Origin of the sequence: Parabacteroides sp. AF21-43 (genome assembly GCF_003635435.1) — a bacterium.
GTDB classification, from domain to species: domain Bacteria; phylum Bacteroidota; class Bacteroidia; order Bacteroidales; family Tannerellaceae; genus Parabacteroides; species Parabacteroides distasonis.
In genome coordinates, this window is record NZ_QTMG01000014.1 from 78,796 (window position 1) to 102,195 (window position 23,400).

Sequence of the window (23,400 nt, forward strand, 5' to 3'; positions counted from 1 at the left end):
TTTCCTTACATCTTATATATCGTTATGAACAGCGTAATGAGCGTCCTAAACGCAACACGGTAGTCTTTGTGATACCGTTCAATTCGCAGAGTTTACTAACAGAAGTACCGTATCTTTTAGCGATAGCGCCAAGCGTATCACCGGATTTAATACGATGATAAACCGAAGTAGCCTCCACATCATTCATTGTATTCGTGTCTTCTCCTAAAGAAGCGGTAGCGGAAGAACTTGCCTGTACCGTGATTTTCTTAGAAGATACGGAAGCAGTCGATTTCTTTTGAGTTTGAGCTTTTGGAGTCGCTTTAGCTGCGGTTTCCACACCGGCACTACAACGAATGGACTGGCCGATACGTAACATAGAAGTAGATTTCAATCCATTTAAACGACAAAGCTCATTCACTGTCGTACCATATATACGTGCGATTTTACCTAAGGTATCACCGGATTTTACACGATGGTACACCATCTGACTATTGGAAGATGTATAGATATTGCTCTTACGTCCGTTAATCTTGACGTTACGAAACACATATTGATCCTGATGAGGTATTGAGTTCTCGAAGTCAATAATATCAGCCGGGTTAATAGCCTGTCCAAGAAAACGAGTCTCAAAATGCAAATGAGATCCCGTAGAGCGTCCTGTATTTCCCCCTAAAGCGATCGGATCTCCAGCCCGTACGATATCGTTCACACCTACTAAGAATTTAGATAAATGACCATATACAGTCTCTAAACCATTCGGATGGCGAATCACAAGATAATAGCCATATCCCCTACGCTCGAAATTCTTGATACGCACCTTGCCGTCAAACGCCGCACGGATCGTATCTCCAATTTGCACTTTCAAGTCTATCCCCTTATGCATCCGTCTACGGCGAGGACCATACTTTGAAGTGACCCTTGTCATAGAGTCCATAGGCAAGACAAAAGTAGAACAATCAATCACGCAAGAATCCGGCATATCTACCTTTTTACCCCGGAAAGGATTCACCCATTCATTTGTCCATTCGCCATATAATTCATCGGCAGGGAACATCAAGTTCTCTCTCGCCTCCAACTCCGCTTTCTCATTAATCTCCGCAAGCTCCTTCAAAGCCATATCTTTCTTAAAGCCAACACGGTCGGCCATTAACTCAGATACACGCTTGTCCATAAGTTTGTGGGTTGGATGATTGGGAGTCTCCGGAGTTTCCGGTTTCACCGGATTCTCCGCATTTGCAGTCGATACCATCACAGCGGCACAACAAATGAATAGAAATGTCTTTATACTCATTTTTTGATAACTTTCATTCTTATAATTCAGGATAAAACGGCAATACCCGGCATCTCTGCCTGATTGTCAACTTGTCAAAGTTCGGAAATTTGAATAAGCCGACAAAATTGATTAACGAAAAATTTCTGCAATGACTTTGAATAAAAGCAAAACAAGCGAACAAACAAGTTAAATATCAAAGGCTTACAGAACAATATGTTTCACAACATATTAGCTAATCATTCCCCAATTTATCTTCCTTGTGAACAGAGTTTTGAGCCTTTCGCTCAATATCCGGTGCTGTTCGGACAATAATTCGGGGTCTTCGTCAAGAACTCCTTGAGCGATATCCCGCGCATATTGAAGTATTTGTCCATCGGCCGCCAAGTCCGCTATTTTAAGGTCTATCCCCTCGCCACTTTGCCGGGTACCTTCCAGATCTCCATGTCCCCGGAGACGGAGATCCGCCTCAGCGATCTCAAAACCATTCGTACTGTTCACCATAATCTCCAGTCGCTTACGAGTGTCATTACTTAGTTTATAGGAAGAGACCAAGATACAATAAGATTGTTCAGCACCACGTCCTACCCGGCCACGAAGCTGATGAAGTTGAGAGAGACCGAAACGTTCAGCACTCTCGATCACCATGACGGATGCGTTCGGCACGTTCACGCCAACCTCTATAACCGTAGTAGCCATCAAGATTTGCGCCTCGCCGGAGATAAACTTCTGCATCTCGGTATCCTTATCCGCCGCTTTCATACGGCCATGTACCATACATACCTTATATTCTGGGAAGACCTCCTTGAACGTCTCAAAACCGGCCTCCAAGTCTTTATAATCCAGTTTCTCATTTCCTTCAATCAAGGGATATACCACATAAACCTGACGCCCCTTTTGTATCTCTTTCCGAAGGAACTCATACAATTGCGCCTTTTTATTATCATAGCGATGAAGCGTCTGTATCGGTTTACGTCCCGGAGGTAACTCATCGATCACCGATACATCCAGATCCCCATACAAAGTCATCGCCAAAGTACGGGGAATCGGGGTAGCCGTCATCACCAACACATGCGGCACGATCGCATTCTTCGTCCAAAGGCGTGAGCGTTGCTCCACACCAAAACGGTGCTGCTCATCGATAATCGCTAATCCCAACGAAGAGAAAACCACTGTCTCCTCAATCAACGCATGCGTCCCGATCACGATCTGGATCTCACCGCTGGCAATAGCCGGTAATATCTTATCCCGCTCTTTCTTCTTGGTAGATCCGGTCAAAAGAGCGACCTTAACGTCCATATCTTTCAGGAATCCCATGATCGTCGCATAATGCTGGGTTGCCAATATCTCGGTAGGAGCCATCATACAAGCTTGGCAATGATTATCTATCGCCAATAGCATAGACAATAAGCCTACCAAAGTCTTGCCACTCCCCACATCACCTTGCAGCAGGCGATTCATCTGCCGCCCGCTACCCATATCGATCCGGATCTCACGGACTACCCGTTTCTGGGCGTTCGTCAACTCAAAAGGAAGATACTCTTTATAGAACGTATTGAAATAATGGCCGACCGTAGGGAAAACGATCCCTTTTAGCTTCAGTTTCCGAACGCTAGCGGTACGTAATATATTTAATTGTATGAAGAAAAGCTCGTCAAACTTCAAACGTAACTGGGCGTCACGCAACTTAGCGGCAGATTCCGGGAAATGGATATTCCGCATTGCCTCTGTCATAGACATCATATGGATCCGTTTCAATACGTCGGGGGAAAGCGTCTCTGGAAGTTCCCAGTTCAGCCAGCTTAACAACGTATATTGCAGGTTCTGGATCGCCCGGGAATTCAAGAAAGATTTCTTCATTTTCTCCGAGGTATTATAGAAAGGAGTCAAGCCATTCGCCACTTGATCAGCTTGCTCCATTGAGTCGATATCCGGATGCGGTATGTTATAGGTATGCCCGAACTCCGTAGGCTTTCCGAAAACTATATACTCGGTATTGGGACGATACTTATCTGTCACATAATTCAAACCCTTGAACCAGATCAAATCGATCGTGCCCGTACCATCCGAGAACTTACCGACCAGCCGTTTACTCCGTCCCTCGCCTAGCGTATCGAAATAGAGAATCTGGCCTTTCAACTGGATATAAGGCATATTCCCACTGATCTCAGCTACTTTATAAAACCGGCTGCGATCTATATATTTATAAGGAAAATAAAAGAGCAAGTCCTCATACGACGATATCCCCGCTTCCTTTTGCAGGATATCCGCCTTCTTGGGTCCTACTCCCGGCAAGTACGTAATCGATCGCTTATCAAGGTCCAGCATAACATCTATGAGTTTTTAGGGTTTACCGGGCAAACATCGCTTCCGCTATTAACAAATCAAAGGGCGTGGTAATCTTGATATTCTCACGATCACCGGGAACCGTATCAATCGCATGCCCCATCGCCTCCACCACGGAAGCGTCGTCCGTAAATAAAGACGAATAAGGTTGCTCATAGGCTTTTGTCAATAATTCCAGATGGAAGACTTGCGGGGTTTGTACAGCCATATAGCGGGAACGGTCCACCGGATGGCTCCCTTTTCCATCTGTCTCACGCAGGGAATCAATCATCGGAACAACCGGGATAACGGCTCCCGTGACAGCCGCTTTATCAAAGCAGGCCTCAACAACCTCCGGAGAGACGAAAGGACGAACGCCATCGTGCACAGCGACCAAACTCAGACCGCTATCCTCCTCCCCCTTCCGACGCCTCTCCGCCAAAAGCCAATCCAATCCATTCTTAACCGAGAAGAAGCGAGTATCTCCCCCTTTCACGATCGCATGCGGGACCTTGCAGCCGATTTCCTTGCAAAGCATATTCCAATACGGCTGATGATCCTCCGGAAGCACAAGGATTATACGTGCGGAAGCATCCCAACGATGAAAAGCCTCTAACGTATGCATCAAAAGAGGTTTCCCCCGCATAGGAATAAACTGCTTCGGCAGATCTCCACCCATACGAAGCCCTTTACCCCCGGCAACGATCAAGACGTACTTATCCATCAATCCAATTCCTCCAAAACTTTTTTAACTTCCTCATCCACTTTATACAGCTTCTCCTTGCAGAGCTTGATCAGACGGGTAGCTTCTTTTACCTTCTCGGACAGGATATCGACATCCAAGTCTCCATTCTCGATCTCAGCCACGATCTTACGAAGTTTCTCGATCGCCTCGTTATATGTTTCTTCTTTCTTCGCCATATTAATTATGTATTTATCGGACGGTTATAAAACCACCCTCTATGGTTTGATAATACTTTTTATTTCACCATCGATGAAGCGAGTCGTCAGTTCTTCGCCGGCTCGCAAATCAGAGGCATGTTTGATAATCTTGCCATCTTTCAAGGCTAAGCTATAGCCTCGCTTTAAGATATAATCAGGAGAAGCCATCTTGATAAACTGTTCCGTAAGCTGGATAAAACGCACATCCTCGGAGAGTTTAGAGGTAATACCGTTTCGCAAGCGAAGTTCCGTATTCTCAAGCACCGACTGGCGGCGTGATAACAAACCCGATGCCATCGCAGGTAAACGGCTCGCTATCGTTTGCAGTCCCGAACGATTCCGCTCGATCCGGCTTGTCACGATAGAAGGGAAACGGGTCGCTACCAATTGTAAATAGTTTTTCTGTCGGGATAGAATATCCATAGCCAATAAACTCACGTCTTGACGCAAACTCTCCAACTCCTCACCAACGCTATCCATTCGGGAAATAAGGAACTCGGCGACAGCGGTCGGTGTCTTCATCCGGGTATGCGCCACCAAATCTACAACCGTATCATCCCGTTCGTGCCCGATACCCGTGATAATCGGTAAAGGGAATTGAGCGCAATTCGCCGCCAACAGATAAGAATCGAAGCTATTCAAGTCCGAGGTAGCCCCACCCCCACGGATAATCACGACCACATCAAAAAGATCTTGATGTTGATAAATCCGGTCTAAAGCCGCTATTACAGAAGCCTCCGTCCGTTCTCCCTGCATCAAGGCGGGGAATAATTTGGTATAGAACGGATAACCTCCTTTATTCCGTGTCAACTGATTCATAAAATCCTCGTAGCCGGCAGCCGTCGGAGAAGTAATGATAGCGATTCTCCTAGGAAGTAGCGGAAAAGGCAATTCCTTATTCAGTGTAAAGACCCCTTCCTCCTGCAATTGGCGGATAATCTCCATACGCTTACGCACCATATCACCTAACGTATAAGCCGGATCTATATCAAGCACCGTAAGACTCAATCCATACAACTCGTGGAACTCAACAGACACCTTCACCAACACTTTCAAGCCGGAAGCGAACATCTGACCGGTCTCCATCTCGAAATAAGGTTTCAACATACGAAACGTCTTCGCCCAGATAGACCCTCGTACCTTGGCCACCAATTGCCCGGTCTGCACATTCTTCTCCACAAACTCCAGATAACAATGTCCGGAAGAAGTATTCACCCGCACATCGCTCATCTCCGCACGCACCCAGCAAGTCTCCGGGAAAGCCCTCGACAACGCACCCCGTATACGAGTATTCAGCTCTAACAAAGATAGAGCCTCTTTCTCACCCGATAAGTTATTTAGATTCGGCCGCATATTTACGCTCTTGTTTATAAGCTTTGTACACATCCGGGATGCCATATCCCAACTCAGCGTCCGGTTGCTCAAACTTACTGCCGAAACGCTGCAAAAGAGAGATTATATCCTTATTCGTCAGACTGGGAAACGCTTGCCATAGACAAACACCCAACCCCGCTAAGATCGGCGTAGCGAAAGAGGTACCATTCGCGTAACGGATATTCCCCGTAGGATCTATCACGCAACAGCCCGTACCCAAGGCAACCACATCCGGCTTCACCCGGTAATCCGCCGTAAAGCCGACAGAACTGAAATTACTTTTCTTCTTACGATCCGTGATAGCGCCCACTGTCAATATATCCGGGGCATCCGCAGGAAAGGTTATCTTTCCCCAGCTACCGCCCCCCTCGTTGCCGGCGCTACTAAACAACAAGATCCCTTTTGATGAAGCCATCTTAGCGGCACGACTGATCAAGGAAGTCCTCCCGTCCAATTGATCTTGATGATAGTTCAGGGCCTCTACATCAAAAGAGAAATACCCCAACGAAGAAGAGACCACATCCACTCCCACGCTATCGGCAAATTCCATAGCTGCCGTCCAATAATCCTCCTCGATGGGAAACTCCGAACGGCTATCCTCGCTCTTTATCAGCCAATATTCGGCTTGGGGAGCCGTACCGACCATCAAGCCCGGCGCATCAGCGGCCAAGCAAGATAAGACCTTCGTCCCATGATCATCCCCGATGAAAACGCTTCGGCCGGGGAAAACCACGTTATGCGTTCCTAATAACCGCAAGGAATCAAATACGCTGATCCGATCCACGTTCATGAAACCGGCATCGACCACGGCCACACGCATACCCTTACCCTTAAAGCCCGCCTCATGCAATTTGATACCGTTCAGCATCTTGATCTGCTCCTCGGCATAACCGTAAGGCGATTTCTCCGGTTTATCTATTGGCATAAACCGTGTCGTATCATTCTCCTCCCTAGGAATATCGATTTCCTCGTCACCTTTCCAGACCCATTTCACGGAATCCACGATCGGGAGGCGCAAGAGACGCTCAGCGACCAAGCTATCCGGACTGGACACCACGACCGTAGAGAACCATTTACTCTCCAGCACCGGTTTTCCTCCATTGGCGGACAAGGTATCCAAATAAGCTTGAGCGATCGGCAAATCCGATTCCGACACCGATATACCTTGCCGGTTCCGTCGCTCAACAGACTCCTTGGAAAGATATTCCTCCGGGTTATCCAGCGTATAACCGGAATCCCCTTTATCTTTCAAATACACCCGAAAACGAAAACTTTCCCCCGCATGTACTCCCAAAGAAAACAAACTGAATACGAAAACGAATATTCCTATATATTTACTCATAGAACCTCACACAATTACGAATTACAAAGATAGATGATACCGCCGAATAAACAAAAAAGCCCGGCACTGGAATAGGCCGGGCTCATGTATAATTCTTCGTCTTATTCATTGATATTACAGATAGGGATCTCACGTTTAACACTTTGGCGTAAAGAAATCAAGGTCTCTGTAGCCGTAACACCCGGTATCTCTTGAATCTTGGAGTTCAAAAGCTCCATCAAGTGCTCGTTATCACGGGCATACAGCTTGATCAGCATCGTATACGGACCCGTAGTGAAATGGCATTCTACCACTTCGGGTATTTTCTCGAATTCCGGGACAACATCCTTGTACATAGATCCACGCTCCAATTTCACGCCGATATAGGTACATGTATTATACCCCAATATTTTAGGATTGATGTGATACCCTGAGCCAACGATCACATTCATATCAATCATGCGTTGAACCCGTTGATGAATAGCTGCACGAGATACACCGCACTCCTCGGCAACATCTTTAAAAGGAATCCTAGCATTCTTTGAAATAATGTTCAATATCTGCCGGTCCAGTTTGTCTATCTTCTCCATTTTAAATTCGCTTTATTATATGCATTCAGATTTAATGTATCAAAAGTATATAATAAATTTGAATCATATATCATTCTGAAAGAAAAAAGTAATCAATAAATAATAAAAGCGGGCAAAAAATGCTTTTTAGCATAATTTGCCCGCCTATTATCTTACAAACGTTCCGTTTCTATTTCTTCGCTACTTATTCTTTTACGATGTCAAGCAACTCAACCTCGAACTTCAATACGCTGTTCGGTTTGATATCTTGTCCTGCGCCACGTTCGCCATAAGCCAACTCAGCCGGGATCCAGAAGATATATTTAGAACCGACCGGCATGATCTGCAAGCCCTCAGTCCAGCCCTTGATTACTTGGCCAACACCGAACTCAGCCGGCTCGCCACGATCCACGGAGCTATCAAACTTAGTACCGTCCAATAGAGTTCCGGTATAATGAACTTTTACCTTATCGGTAGCGGTCGGCTTCGCGCCTGTACCTTCTTTCTCTACCTTATATTGCAAGCCGCTCTCAGTCGTGATAACGCCTTCTTTTGTCTTATTCTCCGCCAAGAACTTATCGCCCTCTTCTTTTGTCTTCTTAGCCTCGCGAGCCTGAGCCTCTACGAAGTAAGTCTGCAAATATTGTTGAGCCTGTTGCGGATTCATCTTCATCGCAGAAGAATCCCCTTTGATAGCTTGGATAAAACCAGCGATCAAATCATCTACGTTAGCCTCACCACCCGGCAAAGTCTTTAAGTTTTCCTTATAACCGGCACCTGTGCTGATACCAATAGCGTAGCTTGCGCTATCGATAGAAGTCTTCAAGCTCGCGCTTTTGTGAGAATCACCGCAAGAGGTGAAAGATGCGCCCATTGCTACAATCACTGTAGCGACTAATACACTTAACTTTTTCATTTTTCTTTAACTCTTATATATTATTTTTCGATATCTAATAACTCAACGTCGAAGATCAACGTACTATTCGGCTCGATAGCCTCACCTGCCCCACGCTCGCCATAAGCAAGGTTAGACGGGATAAACAATCTCCATTTAGAACCGACCGGCATCAACTGCAAGGCCTCTACCCATCCCGGGATTACCTGTGAAACACCGAATACGGCGGGCTCGCCTCTCTGTACGGAGCTATCAAACACCTGACCGTTGATTAACGTACCGTGATAGTGGCATTTTACCTTATCGTTCGCCGTAGGTTTAGCGCCTGTACCATTCTTCAGCACCTCGTATTGCAAACCGCTAGGCAACTCTACCACACCAGCCTTATGCTTATTGATAGAAAGGAACTCCTCACCGGCTTTCTTATTGATCTCCAGTTTCTCTTGTTGAAGCTTCATGAAGTAATCATTGATCACTTGTTTTGCCTCATCATAACTAAGAGCAGGTTTTGCCTCTGTTAAGACGTCATTCAATCCCTGTACAAAATCTTCCACTTGAAGATCCTTGATGCCTGAGTTCTGGAAATTATTTCCGATACTTAAGCCAAGCGCATAACTTACTTTATCCATTCTTTTTTCTTGTTCAACTAATTATAAGCCACAAAAGTAATGCTTTTAATCGTATAACAGCATTTTGTAAGAACTTTTTATTTCATTCAAAGCTTTTTACGAAATAAAGTCGTAACTTCGTAACTATTAATATATACATCTATACATTAAACAAGTAACAGATGAAAAAGTTAGTCATACTTACCGGAGCGGGAATGAGCGCAGAGAGCGGTATCTCCACTTTCCGTGACTCGGACGGGTTATGGGAGAAATACCGGGTGGAAGATGTCGCCACGCCGGAAGGCTTCGCCGCCAACCCTAAATTGGTTCTCGACTTCTACAACCAGCGCAGAAGAGAGCTATTGAATACGAAACCTAACGCCGGTCACCTCGGCCTTGCCGCCTTGGAGAAAGATTTCGACGTACGGATCATTACCCAGAATATCGATAACTTACATGAACGCGCAGGTAGCAGCCACGTGATCCATCTGCATGGAGAGTTGATGAAGGCATGCTCCGTAAGGGATCTGGACACGACCTACAATCTATCGCTGGAGAACCCGGATATTCATCTGGGCGACAAGGACCCTCACGGAAATCAGCTACGTCCTTTCGTTGTATGGTTTGGAGAGGCGGTACCCATGATAGAGCCTTCCATCAAGCTGGTGGAAGATTGTGATATTTTCGTGATTATCGGTACCTCCTTAAACGTCTACCCTGCTGCCGGATTACTAAACTACGTGCGCCGGGGCCAACCGATCTACTTGATCGACCCGAAAGATGTACGTACTTATCGCAACGATATCGAGCATATACAGGCCGGGGCCTCGGAAGGGGTCAAGAGGCTGACGGAGTTGCTTACGCAGAATTAAACAATTCATACACTCATTAGGTCTGACGAAGGCAAGTATAAACACGAAGTCCTTGGCATGCGAACACATTGCCAAGGACTTGTCTTTTTATCCGCTTCCATCCTCACGGAAGTACTTACGGATGAACTTTAATTTATTACTTTAGTATTAATATTAATCCAATTCCCGCCTGTTCATCCGTCACGGATTACTTGGATCGATACCCGCACGGGAATCGTATGATTATCTTATTTCGTTTATTTCTTATTTCACGATTGCCTTTACAGCCTCCTCACCATCAACAGCTACGGCTACGATACCGGCAGGTACAGCGATTGTAGCGTTATCGGAGGTAAGAACAGTCTCAGCGACAACCTTACCTAAGATATTCGTGATAACGATAGACTTACCGGCTGCGCCTTGAACGGTTACAGTACCGTTGCCGGCTACGATAGATACGCCTTCAGCGTTAGCGCCTTCGATAGATGTTACCATATCCTCAGCATCAGTCTTCTGATATGCGTTGAAGATCAAGGCACCGTCAGAACCAGTCTTAGCTGCGCTGAACTCTGAATCACCACGAGTTAATACCAAGCAACCGTTCTGCATCTTCAACCATGCGGCATATTGAGGAGCTATGGAACCGGCCTTAACTTCCTTGTAACCTGCAGTAGCCTTACCTTTATTACCCGTAACAGCAGCGTCAGCAGTCTCGGAATAAATGTTAGACTCGAACATGAACTCATTGTTCTCACCCTCTTTACCATCCTCGTAAGCTTGAGCGGCCTTATCCGGATTTACGTAACGGAATGACCAAGTTACGTTCTTATGGTTGTCGCCTCGCAAGTTTACAATATATGTCTCGTTGATCTTAGCTTTCTCATAAGCTTTGATAATTGTCTCAACATTCAACTCTTCCGGTTTCATGTTAGCGAAATCATTCACCAAGATGAACAAACTGTCGCCTGCGTGGATAGCCTTTACGAAACCAACGCGAGTATAACCACCGTCAATATCCATATACGGAGTCTTGTATTCCTTGCCTTTAATAAGGGCAGAGTCACCGAAACTTACCAAATACTTACCGTAGTTGAAGCCTTGGCTAGCAGGAGTAGCATGTGAGCATTTATCTGCCTCTACAGGATTTCCGGCGTTGTCGAAATGATTATGAGCATATGTACAAGGAACACCCGGAGTACCGGCTTGATCCTGACGAGCTACAGACACCAAATATTGAGGCTTGATATTGCCAGCGCCACGGTTTACCCAAGCGGTATCAACGATGAACGCCAATTTACCATCAGCTTTCTCCTTATTCCAGATACCAGCGTAATCAACCTTCTTATCTGTCAAGTTCTTATTCCACTCATCCATCAAGTATTCCTTACGGATCTTTTCTACGAAGAATAAGCTGTCAGCTGTCTCGCTCTCTTCCAACTCGGCGTTGTCGAAACGACGATACAATGGAGAGTTGTCAACCTCTACCGCAAAAGCGGAAGTACGGATCTCATTGTCAGTGCCATCATCGAACTTATCATTCAACTTTCCTTCCGTCAAATCCAACGTGTTATCATCCACAGAAACCTTGACAGTAGCATAATCCGTTGATTTGTGTTTTTGTTCAGCAACTGAAGTTAATTCAATCTCGTCAAATATGACTTTACTTTCATCTTCATTCAACGTATACACATAAGCCTTCTTGATCTCGCTGTTGTCCTTAATTAAACGATAGCCATCCTTGTCGTAAAGAAGCGTATTTTCTTCGTCTTTCACTTTAGCAAGCTCCTTACCATCGATCTTACCTTCCTTAACCTCTTTACCTAAATAATCAGAAGTGAAGAATGAGCCCTCACCAACTGCATGCGTACGCTCCACAGCCTTCACTAACGCATAGTAATGCTTGCCATTATCGCAATTGTTCTCTTTCAAGAAGAACAAAGTAGGCTCGGATTTCATCATATACTTTTTAGCGTCAGAGTCATAAGAGATATAATGTCCCTTGCCATCAGATACATAGTAAGCGTTTCTTACCAAGCCATTCTCATAGCCATATTTGTCATCCTTGACTTTCAAGATCAAACGGAAATTGGACTTGCCATCATTCTCGTCTACACGTACGATAGAGTCCTTGCCTGCCGGGGTGTATAAATATTTGTCTAATGACAAGCCATGCAAGTAATTAAATGTATAGGTCTGCACCATAGCCTCGTTAGCGGTTACGTACTTATAACCCAACTTCGTATCCTTGACTAATTCGTCCGCTACCTTCGTGAAGGTCAATGTATCGGGCATTGTTCCATTGAAATAAAAGACATCACCGCTACCTTCCACCGCATAGAATTGGGTTGAAGTCTTAGGCAAAACACTTTCAGCAGACGCATCAGCTCCCCAATCATTGAACTCTCGGTTCTTGATCGTGACCGCAGACGTAGTAGAAACTCCATTCTTTTTAACCACCCATTGAGCAGCCGGCATATGATTGAAATCTTGTCTCTTAGCCTGATCAGCCCAGCCGAAATCACCAGCAAGGTTAGCCAACGCATAAGTACCGTTTTGGGCGAACTTCGGATTTCCTGCCTTAGCCTTAAACTGGACCGTATAAACACCATCGGGGATTGTAGTCGGTTTCAAACCTGTGAAACTCGTACCGATAGTAATCTTTACGTTTTGAGTTACCACACCTGTTTTTTCTTTTTCCGTCTCATCCGTATTCAATGACAATACATTTACACTGGCTAGACTAGCCATATAAATATACTTGTCGTTTACTACGTTTTCAGCGGATTGCCATTTCGCATTATCAAAGCTGTCCTTTATTCTTTTAGCATAAGCGGCATCTGTCTCATCCTCTCTGCGAGGCACTTGGTGCATAGCGTCCTTCACTTGGACATAAAGCTTGTCATCTACTGCATTATAAGTAAACTTATACTTATAAGAGCCTTGCAAACGTCCGTTCTTTAGAGTTGTATATGTAACTGATTCACCCTCCACGGTACCCGTAATAGATTTCGTATCCTTTAAAGAGCCATCGTCGTTTTTAGGCCCATAGGCATCATACGTATAAGTAAGCAAGGAACCATCTGTTTCCGTACCGCCATAATAAGTGGTATCAACAACAACATACAACTGCGCATCATCTTTTTTCTGGTCTTTAGCCTGTAAAAGTACATAGCCTTCAGTAGCGTCTTCCGCAACAAGGTCGGTCGCCGTCAAATGATTTTTCTTTCCAGAAGTAACCTCCGGAGTCATATTCAAACGGAAAGAGTTTTCAACTGCCGATTGCAACAAGGTATTTAAATCCTTTGCTCCTAATTCTAACTCCTGCGGAATATTACCTTGGTTCAATCCGATAGATAATACAGATGTTCCCGTTAAAGAAGTACTTGATCCCTTAACCAAGATCATCTTGCCATCAGACGATCTGGTCGCCAGATAAACATATTTATTACCATCCACATAAGAAACCAAAGTTTTGCCGCTGCCGTCAAGATCTTTCACTACCCACTCCGTAGCGCTACCCCCTAAAGTGGCTACGGCCGCCTCCTTAACTTTCTTAGCGGTTTTAGCCGCATCTACCGTTTCACCGTCTTCTTGCATAACAGCCTCTGCCGCCAAAGAAGGATCTACAGCGAAAGTCAAGCCTGTATTCTTGTTCACAAAAGAATAAACCGTTTGACCTAAAACGGTCTTCTTCTCCGAAACTGTCCAAGTAGCCTTGTTTAAGTTCTCCAATGTAAACTGAGAAGTCCCAGTCTCCTTTGTAATATAACCGAAGGTCGTTCCTTTTGTGATACCTAAGAACTTCGCCTCAGAACCGTTTTGAAACAAAACGGCCTCCCCTTTTTTAGGCGTTATCGTCGCATTAGGATCCGGAGTTTCTTCCGCAGCCATTGTAGCTTGCGGAGCAACTGGAGTTCCGACATACGCCGCTACCGTACCTACAGAGAAAGCAGATACAAGCATGGCGCTAGCCAAAAACGTTGTAAATTTCTTGTTCATAAATCGAAAATTTAATATTAATAATAGTGTTAATTAAATATCATTCAAGACCTTAACAAATCGTCGCTATTTAAAAACGACTAGTCTAAACGATCGTCTAAATCTTGCGTTTTTTGAGCGTCGAAACGGGAGGTTTGTTGAAGGAACCGCTTGTTTCGTGAAGGATAACCTATCCTATTGATAAGAAAGAGAATAAGCGGTAAAAAAATAGCTCGGAAGGGTTGCAAGTATCGAAGAAATGCGTACCTTTGCAAATGACTAAAAGAATCGATCGTTTAAACTAGTCGTTTCTATCCCATAAAAAATTCTCAAATATCAACGTATTTAACTATACATTAATGTACGAGCGTACATTAAAAGAACAATTCATTTCTACTTTCAATTATCTATTTATATTTTACTTCCAATACAGACTATTTCCTGCGAATCTCCCTGTCAGTAAAACAGCATTCATACAATCCTTTTGACTGAAATAAAGCGCATATCGTGACATAGCCCATTCGTAAAAGAGGCAAGATAATGAGAAAAAGGAGGTTGTAAGCGGCGTTTTATGCGGCAAAGTACTACTTTTTACACACGAGTATCGACAAAAGCCTACACTATCGGTCGTGTTTGGCAACGCCAATAGTGCCGTTGGGCATCGTGAATAGTCAAGAATAGGGTCGTGAACTATCAAGAATAGCCATCATAACCCTGTCACTTCCCTATCGTAACCCATTGAGATAGGTTTTTCATCCCATAAAATAGGAATTAGGATGAGCTAGTTTCGCTAGAACAAAAGAGCATCTTTTGATATCCAACTATCCAACAAGCGATTAAATATATTTTAACTCAAATTTAAGAGTAGACTGTACATTCCCCCGCAATAATCAATTCTACGGGCGTTAAGATTACAAACTGTCAAAAAGAAAGAACTCGACACAGGGAGCCATTGGCTATCAATTCAGTCAAATAAAACAGCCTCTTTCCTTATCTCTTCTCCAATATGACTATATATTCATTGCACATCGTACTAACCTTCTTCCCTGCCACATTAGTAGGACTTGTTTTGGAAGGCATCCTTTTGTTAGGTATTTCTCTAACAATCGTATCGATATGTGTAAAACCATTCTTCTCAAACATTTCAGCAGTAAAGTAATCTAATGGAATTTGAACCCCCTTAACCGTTCTGTTCCCTACGACATAACAAACGACTCCACCACTCTTTATTACAGACGCGACATTCTTTATAGAACAGGTATAATCATTAAGAAACGAGACCACTTCCAAATTTCTCTTTGGGTCAATGCTCTTTATTTCGTCCAGTTCAGATTTAATGCTTTTAGTCTCAAAAAGTTCCTCTTTCTGAACTCGTCCCCCCATTAGGAGATTATCTAGTGTTTTAGCATTTTCAAAATTGAACCATTCATTTGCCCACCTTGAAAATTGTCCATAAGCAACGGTTGTTCTACTATCGCCATAAGGCGGAGAGGTTACAACCATATCAACACTATTCGGCTGTATTATATCGGAAGGGATTTCTATAGTACTATTAAAGTCATAGATACCTATATTACATGGATATTTTATACTATTAAACTCCTCAAGTCCATTTATATTTCTTATAACCTTTTCTTCAAACAATCGAAAGACATCCGGTTTGAAGTCTTTAATTTTCTCTTCCTTCATCCTAAACCGCTTAAATTCTCCATTCCTCGTAAACGACACCTCTCTAACAGTCTCGGAAAGAGGAACTTTAAAGAAATCAGCGAAATCTAAAGCCACACATTCATTAATTACTTGATAAATATAAGAAAGGCGCAAAAGGCTATCTCTGGAATACCAATAAGTATAATTAGAAATATTATCGAAATTCTTATTCTTGACCTTATCTTCAGAATACTCAAAGAACAAGGCTTGCATCATTGAAAAAGTATCTCTGATACAAGATAAATCATAATGGGTTGTTTTTACATGGCTCATCAATCTAGCCAATGGATTAAGGTCTGTTCCTATCGCATTTATACCTTTTATGGAAGCCTCAACTAACGATGTACCGCTTCCCATATATGGATCGAAAAGTAGCTCAACTCCATCCTCTGGCTTATATTCCTCTATTAGAGCTCTTGCTACTTGGGGAATCATCATCGCAGGATACGCATGATAGCAATGAGTAAATTCTTTGGTATCGGCATCCTTAAAGCTCCACCTATTATCAATCGTTCTTTTGTACATACCTTCCTTACTTATATTATGTGAGTGCAAATATACTCAATTGCTCACATATTGTGAGCACATAAGCATATATAAAACTATATTTTTGGGCAAAAATAACAATAATGATTAGAAAGACCGAGTATCAACTTGAAATCATCCTTAAGATAAAGGAGCTAAGAGAGGCCAACAATGTTAGCCAAAAAGAGTTGTCGAATCTCCTCGAAGTGGCTCCGGGCTTAATCGGGAGTATAGAAAGCCCTAAATTTCCACATAAGTACACCCTTAGTCAGATCTATAAAATATGCCACTATTTCAACATTACCATAGAACAGCTATTCATATCAGAGGAAGATTTTTCCAAAGATAGAGATATTATTGACTTACTCATATTTAATATAATACGTTATGGAGAATAAGGATTTTATTATTTCAAAGTTCAAAGAGGTTAAATCCTTGGAATATGTTCCAAGCAATAGAGCCAACAATACTGGGATTGGAAAAACATTTGAAGATTACATCGGAGTTGTCGAGAACAATTTAGACGAGCCCGATTTAGCTGGATTCGAAATAAAATCTCATCGCGGCGCTTCATGCTCTTACGTTACCCTATTCACTAAAAGCCCCTCATTTCCCAAACGTGCGAATGCTTATTTAAAAGATAAATTTGGAACACCTTATGAAGATGCACCATCTATAAATAGCTTGCATACGTCTATGTTTGCAAATAGCTATAACACATATATGAAGAAATATTCTTTTAAACTCCTAAACAACCCTGTCGCCAAGACAATATTAATAGGAGTATTTGACTTAAATACAAAAGAGCTGTTAGATTGTAGCGTAGGTTACACCTATCAAGACATTCAAAAAGCACTAACAAAGAAGCTAAAGAACTTATTATATGTAACTGCCCAAACAAAAAAAGAAGGAGGTAAGGAACTCTTCTACTTCAATAAAGCCGATATATATACAGAGCCATCATTTGAGCGTTTTATATCACTCTTAACCGATGGGAAGATAATGTATGATATAAGAATCGGGAGCTATAAATCTGGCCCCAAATATGGTATGCCGCACGATCATGGGAGTGGATTCAGAATATTAGAGGCTAATATCAGACTATTATATTCTGATCACGAAACCATAGAATAAAACAAGCTACGCTTCATTTGTTGGCTTCTGTATCAAGACCGGAGACAAATACCATAGGGTTTCAACGATAATAGGCTCAATATCCCAACCGGATATTATCTACCCAAAAGGTATTTCCCGGAGACCCTATGTATGAGCCTCCGTGACTGGAACAGAACTCTAAGATCATATGGGTTACCTCATCGTCCTCCGTTCCCCAGCCGATTTCTTGGACAGGGACGTTCTTACCTTTGCTGTTTAAACTATAACGAGCGGACTCTCCGAGTTGAAACCCCATATATTCTTTATAATCGCTACGTTTCGTGATATCGCCGTATAAGATCGTGAAATTGGCATCGTTTACCCAATCCGTATTTTTATCCATCCGGATTACCAGCGTACCGATACGCTTAGCATATATGTTCCCGTCCTTATCTTCCCAACGCTTCTGAAGAAAGAGATTCACCAAAGGCATATCAATGCCATTTACCTCCGATCTCTTGCTAAAACCGCTCAATTTAATACGATTGGGATCACCGGAGAGTTTCACCTTATAATCGAATAACAAGGACGTAGGTTTTTGGTGAAACGGGATACCGCAAACGATCTGTCCCCACGTCTCCGAAGAATTCTTCGCCGGTTCCAGAAAACGGCCGAGATAGAGGCATCCCCCGACCAACACCTTCACGTTCATGATACCCATCGCCGAGATCGATTCTATCCCCGTCTCCAGCCGTGCGCAATACCCCTCATCCCGTCTTTCGGGGTAGACACTGACGCTAGCTTTCGTAATCCCGCTCACCCTAGCCATCACGTTAGAACTGCCCCAAGGCGAAGCTTTCGACTCAAAAGGTCTATTTCCGATAATCGTATCCGTAGGGCCAACGCAGTAAAGTGTCTTCGTCTCCTTCCCGATAATAGCCGATTCCGTGATCTTACGTACCACCCACTGATCCAGATCGCCATAACGGATCACTTCCGTCTTTCGCTGGGCATATAGCGCCATACTCATCCCCAAAAAGACAAATAAATAGCCTAACCGATTATTTACTACCATAAGTTACCCTCCTATCCAAATCCTTTTTTATTTTTGCAGCGAAATTAATTAGAATCGATAACACAAGGCAAGTCCGTATAAAGAATTTATTCGGATTATCCATGATAAATAACAAACGACGTGAATAAACCCATGGCAGAAAAGCCCCGGACACCCTCCATCGCGATCTCTTTACTACCCGTAGTGACATTAGTCATCATGCTGGCCGTAGCCATCTATATTTTCCGGGGCGATTCCCTTGGAGGAGCCAGCCAAATCGTATTATTGATAGCCACCTCGATCTGCTCTTTGATCGCCGTCTTTCATTGCAAGATCAAGTGGGAAGATATCGAGGGGCAAATCGCCCGTAACATCTATGGGATCGCACCGTCCGTCATCATCCTTTTATTGATCGGAACCCTATCGGGCAGTTGGATGGTAAGCGGGATCGTGCCGACCTTGATCTATTACGGGTTGCAAGTCATGCAAACGGATTTCTTCCTCGTGGCCTGTTGCCTGCTATGCAGTATCGTATCGGTTATGACGGGTAGCTCGTGGACTACCATCGCCACCATCGGGATCGCCTTGATCGGGATTGGCGAGGCGCAAGGCTTCAGTACGGGGTGGGTAGCCGGAGCGATTATATCGGGCGCTTATTTCGGGGATAAGATGTCGCCGTTATCAGACACTACGGTATTGGCGGCCTCCGTAACGGACACGCCCCTTTTCACGCATATCCGGTATATGCTTTATACGACCGTTCCCTCTATGATCGTCACACTGATCGTATTCAGCATCGCCGGATTCTCGAGGGAGACAGCGGACGCGTCCCAGATAGCCGCTTTCTCCGAAGCCTTGAAAGGCTCGTTCCATATCACGCCTTGGCTTATGATCGTACCGATCGTTACCGGAATCATGATCGCCAAGAAGACACCTTCGATCGTAGTGCTTTTCGCCTCTTCCATACTCGCCGGAATATTCGCCTTGATCTTCCAGCCAAACGCCTTATTGGAGATTTCCGGGATCACGGATAGCGGAATTATCGCCTATATCAAAGGCCTGCTGATGACTTTCTATGACAGCACGCAGATACAGACCGGCAACGAGGCCCTGAACTCTCTAGTCTCTACCCGGGGAATGGCCGGGATGATGAACACGATTTGGCTGATCATTTGCGCCATGTGTTTCGGCGGGGCCATGTCCGCTAGCGGCATGCTGGAAAGCATCACACGTATCTTCTTGCATTTCATGCGAGGCCGTACCAGCATGGTCGCCTCTACCGTCGTGTCCGGATTATCCTTGAACATCTGCACGGCGGACCAGTTCATCGCCATCATCCTGAACAGCGAAATGTTTAAAGAAGTATATAAGCAACGGGGATTCGAGAGCCGCCTGCTTAGCCGGACAACGGAAGACTCCGTCACCGTCACCTCCGTGCTGATCCCGTGGACGACTTGCGGCATGACGCAATCTACAATCCTTGGCGTATCTACTTGGACTTATTTCCCTTATTGCGTCTTTAATATCGTCAGCCCGTTTATGAGCATTCTTATAGCGGCAACCGGTTATAAGATCGTCCAAAAGACTGTGAAATAAGGAAATCAATCTATAATTCATAGCGCTATTCAAGGTATTTTTAGTATTTTCGCACCATCATTATTTAAGCGACTGAATGAACAATGGAAAATCATCTTAAGAAGATGCCCTCCCCTCTACTTTCACTAGTGCCTATCCTCGTGCTGGTAGCTCTTTTGTTTGTAACCATACGCACTTTTGGCAGCGACGCGTTGAGCGGCGGAAGCCAAGTCGTATTACTTACCACCACGGCGGTCGCCTCCCTTTTGGCCATGATCTTCTGCAAAGTCAAATGGCGTGATATAGAAGAGGCGATATGTAAAAACATATTGGGAGTGGCCACAGCTATAATTATCCTATTGTTGATTGGCGCTTTATCCGGTAGCTGGATGATCAGCGGTATCGTCCCGACCTTGATTTATTACGGGATGCAAATCATCCATCCGAGTTTCTTTCTGGCCTCTTGTTGCGTGATCTGCGCTGTCGTATCCGTTATGACCGGTAGCTCGTGGACTACCATCGCCACGATCGGTATCGCCTTGATGGGTATCGGTGAGGCACAGGGCTTCGCTACGGGGTGGGTAGCCGGGGCGATCATCTCGGGCGCTTATTTCGGGGATAAGATCTCACCGCTTTCGGACACGACGGTATTAGCCTCTTCCGTAACGCATACCCCTTTGTTCTCCCATATCCGGTATATGATGCTTACGACAATACCGTCTATGGTGATCACGTTGATTATCTTTACCATAGCGGGTTTTACGCATACCTCGAACGCATCCGGGCAAATAGCCGAGTTCGCCGCCTCGTTGAACGAAAGTTTTAATATCTCGCTCTGGCTACTGATCGTACCGGTGGTAACGGGTATATTAATCGCCAAGAAAGTACCGTCTTTGATCACCTTGTTTATCTCGACAGCGATGGCGGGGGTGCTCGCGATCTTTTTCCAGCCTCATTTATTGCAAGAGGTAGCGGGAGCGTCGGTAGCGGATGCCTCCTCCCTGTTTAAGGGATTATTCATGACATTCTACGGGAGTACCCAAATCGATACGGGCAACGAGGCCTTGAACAGCTTGGTCGCTACCCGGGGTATGGCGGGTATGATGAATACGATTTGGCTGATCATCTGCGCCATGTGCTTCGGTGGTTCCATGACGGCCAGCGGTATGCTGGAAAGCCTTACGTCCGTATTCCTGCGCTTTATGAAACGGAGGGTCGGCATGGTGGCGTCTACCGTATTCTCCGGTTTATTCTTGAATATCGTTACGGCCGATCAATACATATCTATTATCCTTACCGGAAATATGTTCAAGGATATCTACAAGAAAAAAGGATATGAGAGTCGCCTGTTAAGCCGTACGACGGAAGATTCCGTAACCGTAACGTCCGTGCTGGTACCGTGGAACACCTGCGGCATGACGCAAGCCACGATATTAGGCGTAGCGACCCTGACGTATCTTCCTTATTGCTTCTTTAACCTGATCAGTCCGTTGATGAGTATTACGATGGCCGCCATTGGCTTCAAAATAAAGCAACACCATGAAGAAGATCAGAGTATCATTGTTAACTAAAGTCGTTATCGCTATCGCCGCCGGCGTATTGTTCGGCCAGTTTTTACCGGGAGGAATCGCACGTATCTTTGTAACCTTCAATTCATTGTTCGGCAACTTCCTATCGTTCTCCATCCCTCTAATCATATTGGGGCTGGTGACTCCCGCTATCGGAGATCTGGGTAAAGGAGCCGGAAAGCTATTGTTGATAACCGCCTTGATCGCTTACGGTTCAACAGTCTTCTCGGGTTTCTTCACGTTCCTGAGCGGATCGGCTATATTCCCGCACATACTACCGACCAACACGGAATTGACGGCAATGGAGAATCCGGAAGATTTCATGCTGACACCTTACTTCGTGGTAAATATGCCGCCTTTAATGGATGTCATGACAGCCTTGCTGCTATCCTTTACGATTGGCCTAGGGCTTTCTAATATAGCGGGAACCACCCTGCGTGACTCTTTCACGGATTTCAAGGAAATTATCATTAAGCTAATCGAGGTGGTTATCATCCCGTTATTACCGCTCCATATTTTCGGTATCTTCCTGAACATGACCGTGAGCGGACAAGTCATGAGTATTATCACGATGTTCCTCAAGGTTATCATAGTCATCTTTGTCTTACATGTATTATTGTTATTGATCCAATTCACGATAGCCGGAGCCATAGCCGGGAAAAATCCGCTCCGCCTCTTGAAGAATATGTTACCGGCCTACGCTACGGCTCTGGGGACCCAATCCTCCGCCGCCACGATTCCCGTGACACTGGCGCAGGCTGTCAAGAATGGCGTACGGGAGAATATAGCGATCTTTACCGTACCGCTTTGCGCCACGATCCATCTGGCAGGTAGCACCATGAAAATCGTAGCTTGCGCTATGGCTATCATGATCATGGCGGGAGAACCGGTTACCTTCTCCAACTTCAGCGGATTTATCATGATGCTGGGAATTACGATGGTAGCGGCTCCGGGGGTTCCGGGAGGGGCTATTATGGCCGCTTTGGGTATCTTGCAAAGTATGCTGGGATTCAATGAGACACTGCAAGCGTTGATGATCGCCCTTTATATTGCCATGGATAGTTTTGGCACCGCTTGCAACGTGACGGGAGATGGCGCTATCGCTGTCGTGGTGGATAAAATAGCCGGGAAAAACACCCCATAGTTACCTAGAGTAACAGGAAGCCATAAGCGCCTCCAAGGTATCGACCTCTTTTTCCCGCATCATCGTAAGGGCGATATGGGCACAGGCGTAAGCGTCAGCCATGGCGTTATGATGTCGGGTAAGGTCGTAACCGCAGTGGGCGGCTACTGTCTGCAACTGATGATTTACCAGAAATGGGTACATCTTCCGGGATAGACGGCAAGTGCAATAGAAGGGATATTTCGGATAGGCTAAGTCATACACCTCGTGGGCGGCTTTCAGGCATCCCTCATCAAACGGACTGTTATGGGCAACAAGGGGGAGATCCTTTAGTTTCGGGGCGATGCTTTCCCAAGCCTCCTCGAAACATAACGCATCATTCGTATCCTCAGCGCTCAACCCATGTATAGCCGTAGTCCAACGGGTATAGAAATTAGGGGTAGGACGTACCAAGGTATAAATGCTATCTACTACCCAGTCATCCTCCAATATGGCGATACCTATACTGCAAATACTGCTCCGCTTTCCATTAGCGGTCTCAAAGTCAATGGCTGCGAATCGTTCCATAGATAGATTACTAGTTTTTAATCCGTTTACTATTTATTTATTTGTAGACACGGGGCGTGCCCCGTCTC

19 protein-coding genes are annotated in these 23,400 nt (G+C 44.8%); 6 read left to right on the plus strand and 13 right to left on the minus strand.

What is annotated here, in order from left to right; genetic code table 11:
• Nucleotides 1-22 precede the first annotated feature (22 nt).
• From DWX84_RS11560 to DWX84_RS11600, 9 genes are all read right to left on the minus strand, one after another.
• Nucleotides 23-1,273 (minus strand): M23 family metallopeptidase, encoded by a 1,251-nt coding sequence (locus DWX84_RS11560; RefSeq protein ID WP_048927874.1) that lies wholly within the window; start codon nucleotides 1,271-1,273, stop codon nucleotides 23-25.
• Between the two features lie 210 nt (nucleotides 1,274-1,483).
• A complete protein-coding gene (recG, locus tag DWX84_RS11565; RefSeq protein ID WP_122144479.1) occupies nucleotides 1,484-3,580 on the minus strand; it encodes an ATP-dependent DNA helicase RecG in 2,097 nt (698 codons plus the stop codon).
• Between the two features lie 22 nt (nucleotides 3,581-3,602).
• The gene (locus DWX84_RS11570) at nucleotides 3,603-4,301 is read right to left on the minus strand and encodes a 2-C-methyl-D-erythritol 4-phosphate cytidylyltransferase (protein WP_044545300.1); all 699 of its coding nucleotides are present in this window, start codon (nucleotides 4,299-4,301) and stop codon (nucleotides 3,603-3,605) included.
• Nucleotides 4,301-4,498 (minus strand): exodeoxyribonuclease VII small subunit, encoded by a 198-nt coding sequence (gene xseB / locus DWX84_RS11575; RefSeq protein ID WP_005860969.1) that lies wholly within the window; start codon nucleotides 4,496-4,498, stop codon nucleotides 4,301-4,303. Before xseB ends, DWX84_RS11570 begins: the two co-directional genes overlap by 1 nt.
• A 39-nt stretch (nucleotides 4,499-4,537) precedes the next feature.
• Entirely contained in the window at nucleotides 4,538-5,872 is a 1,335-nt protein-coding gene (gene xseA, locus DWX84_RS11580) for an exodeoxyribonuclease VII large subunit (protein WP_121960971.1), read from the minus strand.
• A complete protein-coding gene (locus DWX84_RS11585) occupies nucleotides 5,853-7,235 on the minus strand; it encodes a S8 family serine peptidase (RefSeq protein ID WP_008773976.1) in 1,383 nt (460 codons plus the stop codon). The genes xseA and DWX84_RS11585 overlap by 20 nt, the downstream gene beginning before the upstream one ends.
• A gap of 101 nt (nucleotides 7,236-7,336) precedes the next feature.
• Nucleotides 7,337-7,804 (minus strand): Lrp/AsnC family transcriptional regulator, encoded by a 468-nt coding sequence (locus DWX84_RS11590; RefSeq protein WP_005860962.1) that lies wholly within the window; start codon nucleotides 7,802-7,804, stop codon nucleotides 7,337-7,339.
• A 184-nt stretch (nucleotides 7,805-7,988) separates the two neighbouring features.
• Complete coding sequence (locus DWX84_RS11595; protein ID WP_005860960.1) at nucleotides 7,989-8,699, minus strand: FKBP-type peptidyl-prolyl cis-trans isomerase; 711 nt, start codon at nucleotides 8,697-8,699, stop codon at nucleotides 7,989-7,991.
• Between the two features lie 20 nt (nucleotides 8,700-8,719).
• Nucleotides 8,720-9,307 (minus strand): FKBP-type peptidyl-prolyl cis-trans isomerase, encoded by a 588-nt coding sequence (locus DWX84_RS11600; RefSeq protein WP_005866557.1) that lies wholly within the window; start codon nucleotides 9,305-9,307, stop codon nucleotides 8,720-8,722.
• A gap of 161 nt (nucleotides 9,308-9,468) precedes the next feature.
• Between DWX84_RS11600 and DWX84_RS11605 the strand changes: the two genes are divergently transcribed.
• Nucleotides 9,469-10,158 (plus strand): NAD-dependent deacylase, encoded by a 690-nt coding sequence (locus tag DWX84_RS11605; RefSeq protein ID WP_048927872.1) that lies wholly within the window; start codon nucleotides 9,469-9,471, stop codon nucleotides 10,156-10,158.
• A gap of 243 nt (nucleotides 10,159-10,401) precedes the next feature.
• Here DWX84_RS11605 and DWX84_RS11610 read toward each other — a convergent pair whose 3' ends face one another.
• Both DWX84_RS11610 and DWX84_RS11615 read right to left on the minus strand, forming a co-directional pair.
• Nucleotides 10,402-14,136, minus strand: coding sequence for a DUF6383 domain-containing protein (locus DWX84_RS11610; protein WP_048927871.1), 3,735 nt, complete (start codon nucleotides 14,134-14,136; stop codon nucleotides 10,402-10,404).
• Nucleotides 14,137-15,105: 969 nt separating this feature from the next.
• Entirely contained in the window at nucleotides 15,106-16,350 is a 1,245-nt protein-coding gene (locus DWX84_RS11615; protein ID WP_121960972.1) for a DNA methyltransferase, read from the minus strand.
• Nucleotides 16,351-16,454: 104 nt separating this feature from the next.
• Here DWX84_RS11615 and DWX84_RS11620 point away from each other — a divergent pair, with 104 nt between their 5' ends.
• Nucleotides 16,455-16,748, plus strand: a complete 294-nt coding sequence (locus DWX84_RS11620) for a helix-turn-helix transcriptional regulator (RefSeq protein ID WP_005860945.1) — start codon at nucleotides 16,455-16,457, stop codon at nucleotides 16,746-16,748.
• Nucleotides 16,738-17,484 (plus strand): MvaI/BcnI restriction endonuclease family protein, encoded by a 747-nt coding sequence (locus DWX84_RS11625; protein WP_005860943.1) that lies wholly within the window; start codon nucleotides 16,738-16,740, stop codon nucleotides 17,482-17,484. Before DWX84_RS11620 ends, DWX84_RS11625 begins: the two co-directional genes overlap by 11 nt.
• 76 nt (nucleotides 17,485-17,560) lie before the next feature.
• On the opposite strand, the gene DWX84_RS11630 is transcribed toward DWX84_RS11625, so the two are convergent.
• Nucleotides 17,561-18,520 (minus strand): PCMD domain-containing protein, encoded by a 960-nt coding sequence (locus tag DWX84_RS11630; RefSeq protein ID WP_005866543.1) that lies wholly within the window; start codon nucleotides 18,518-18,520, stop codon nucleotides 17,561-17,563.
• 132 nt (nucleotides 18,521-18,652) lie between these two features.
• Here DWX84_RS11630 and DWX84_RS11635 point away from each other — a divergent pair, with 132 nt between their 5' ends.
• The 3 genes from DWX84_RS11635 to DWX84_RS11645 all read left to right on the plus strand — a co-directional run bounded on the left by DWX84_RS11635 (nucleotide 18,653) and on the right by DWX84_RS11645 (nucleotide 22,786).
• Nucleotides 18,653-20,095, plus strand: coding sequence for a Na+/H+ antiporter NhaC family protein (locus DWX84_RS11635; protein WP_005866541.1), 1,443 nt, complete (start codon nucleotides 18,653-18,655; stop codon nucleotides 20,093-20,095).
• 83 nt (nucleotides 20,096-20,178) lie between these two features.
• Nucleotides 20,179-21,645, plus strand: a complete 1,467-nt coding sequence (nhaC, locus tag DWX84_RS11640; RefSeq protein WP_005860937.1) for a Na+/H+ antiporter NhaC — start codon at nucleotides 20,179-20,181, stop codon at nucleotides 21,643-21,645.
• Entirely contained in the window at nucleotides 21,614-22,786 is a 1,173-nt protein-coding gene (locus DWX84_RS11645) for a dicarboxylate/amino acid:cation symporter (RefSeq protein ID WP_005866537.1), read from the plus strand. The genes nhaC and DWX84_RS11645 overlap by 32 nt, the downstream gene beginning before the upstream one ends.
• On the opposite strand, the gene DWX84_RS11650 is transcribed toward DWX84_RS11645, so the two are convergent.
• Nucleotides 22,787-23,332, minus strand: a complete 546-nt coding sequence (locus tag DWX84_RS11650) for a 3'-5' exonuclease (RefSeq protein WP_036611673.1) — start codon at nucleotides 23,330-23,332, stop codon at nucleotides 22,787-22,789.
• Nucleotides 23,333-23,400: the final 68 nt, after the last annotated feature.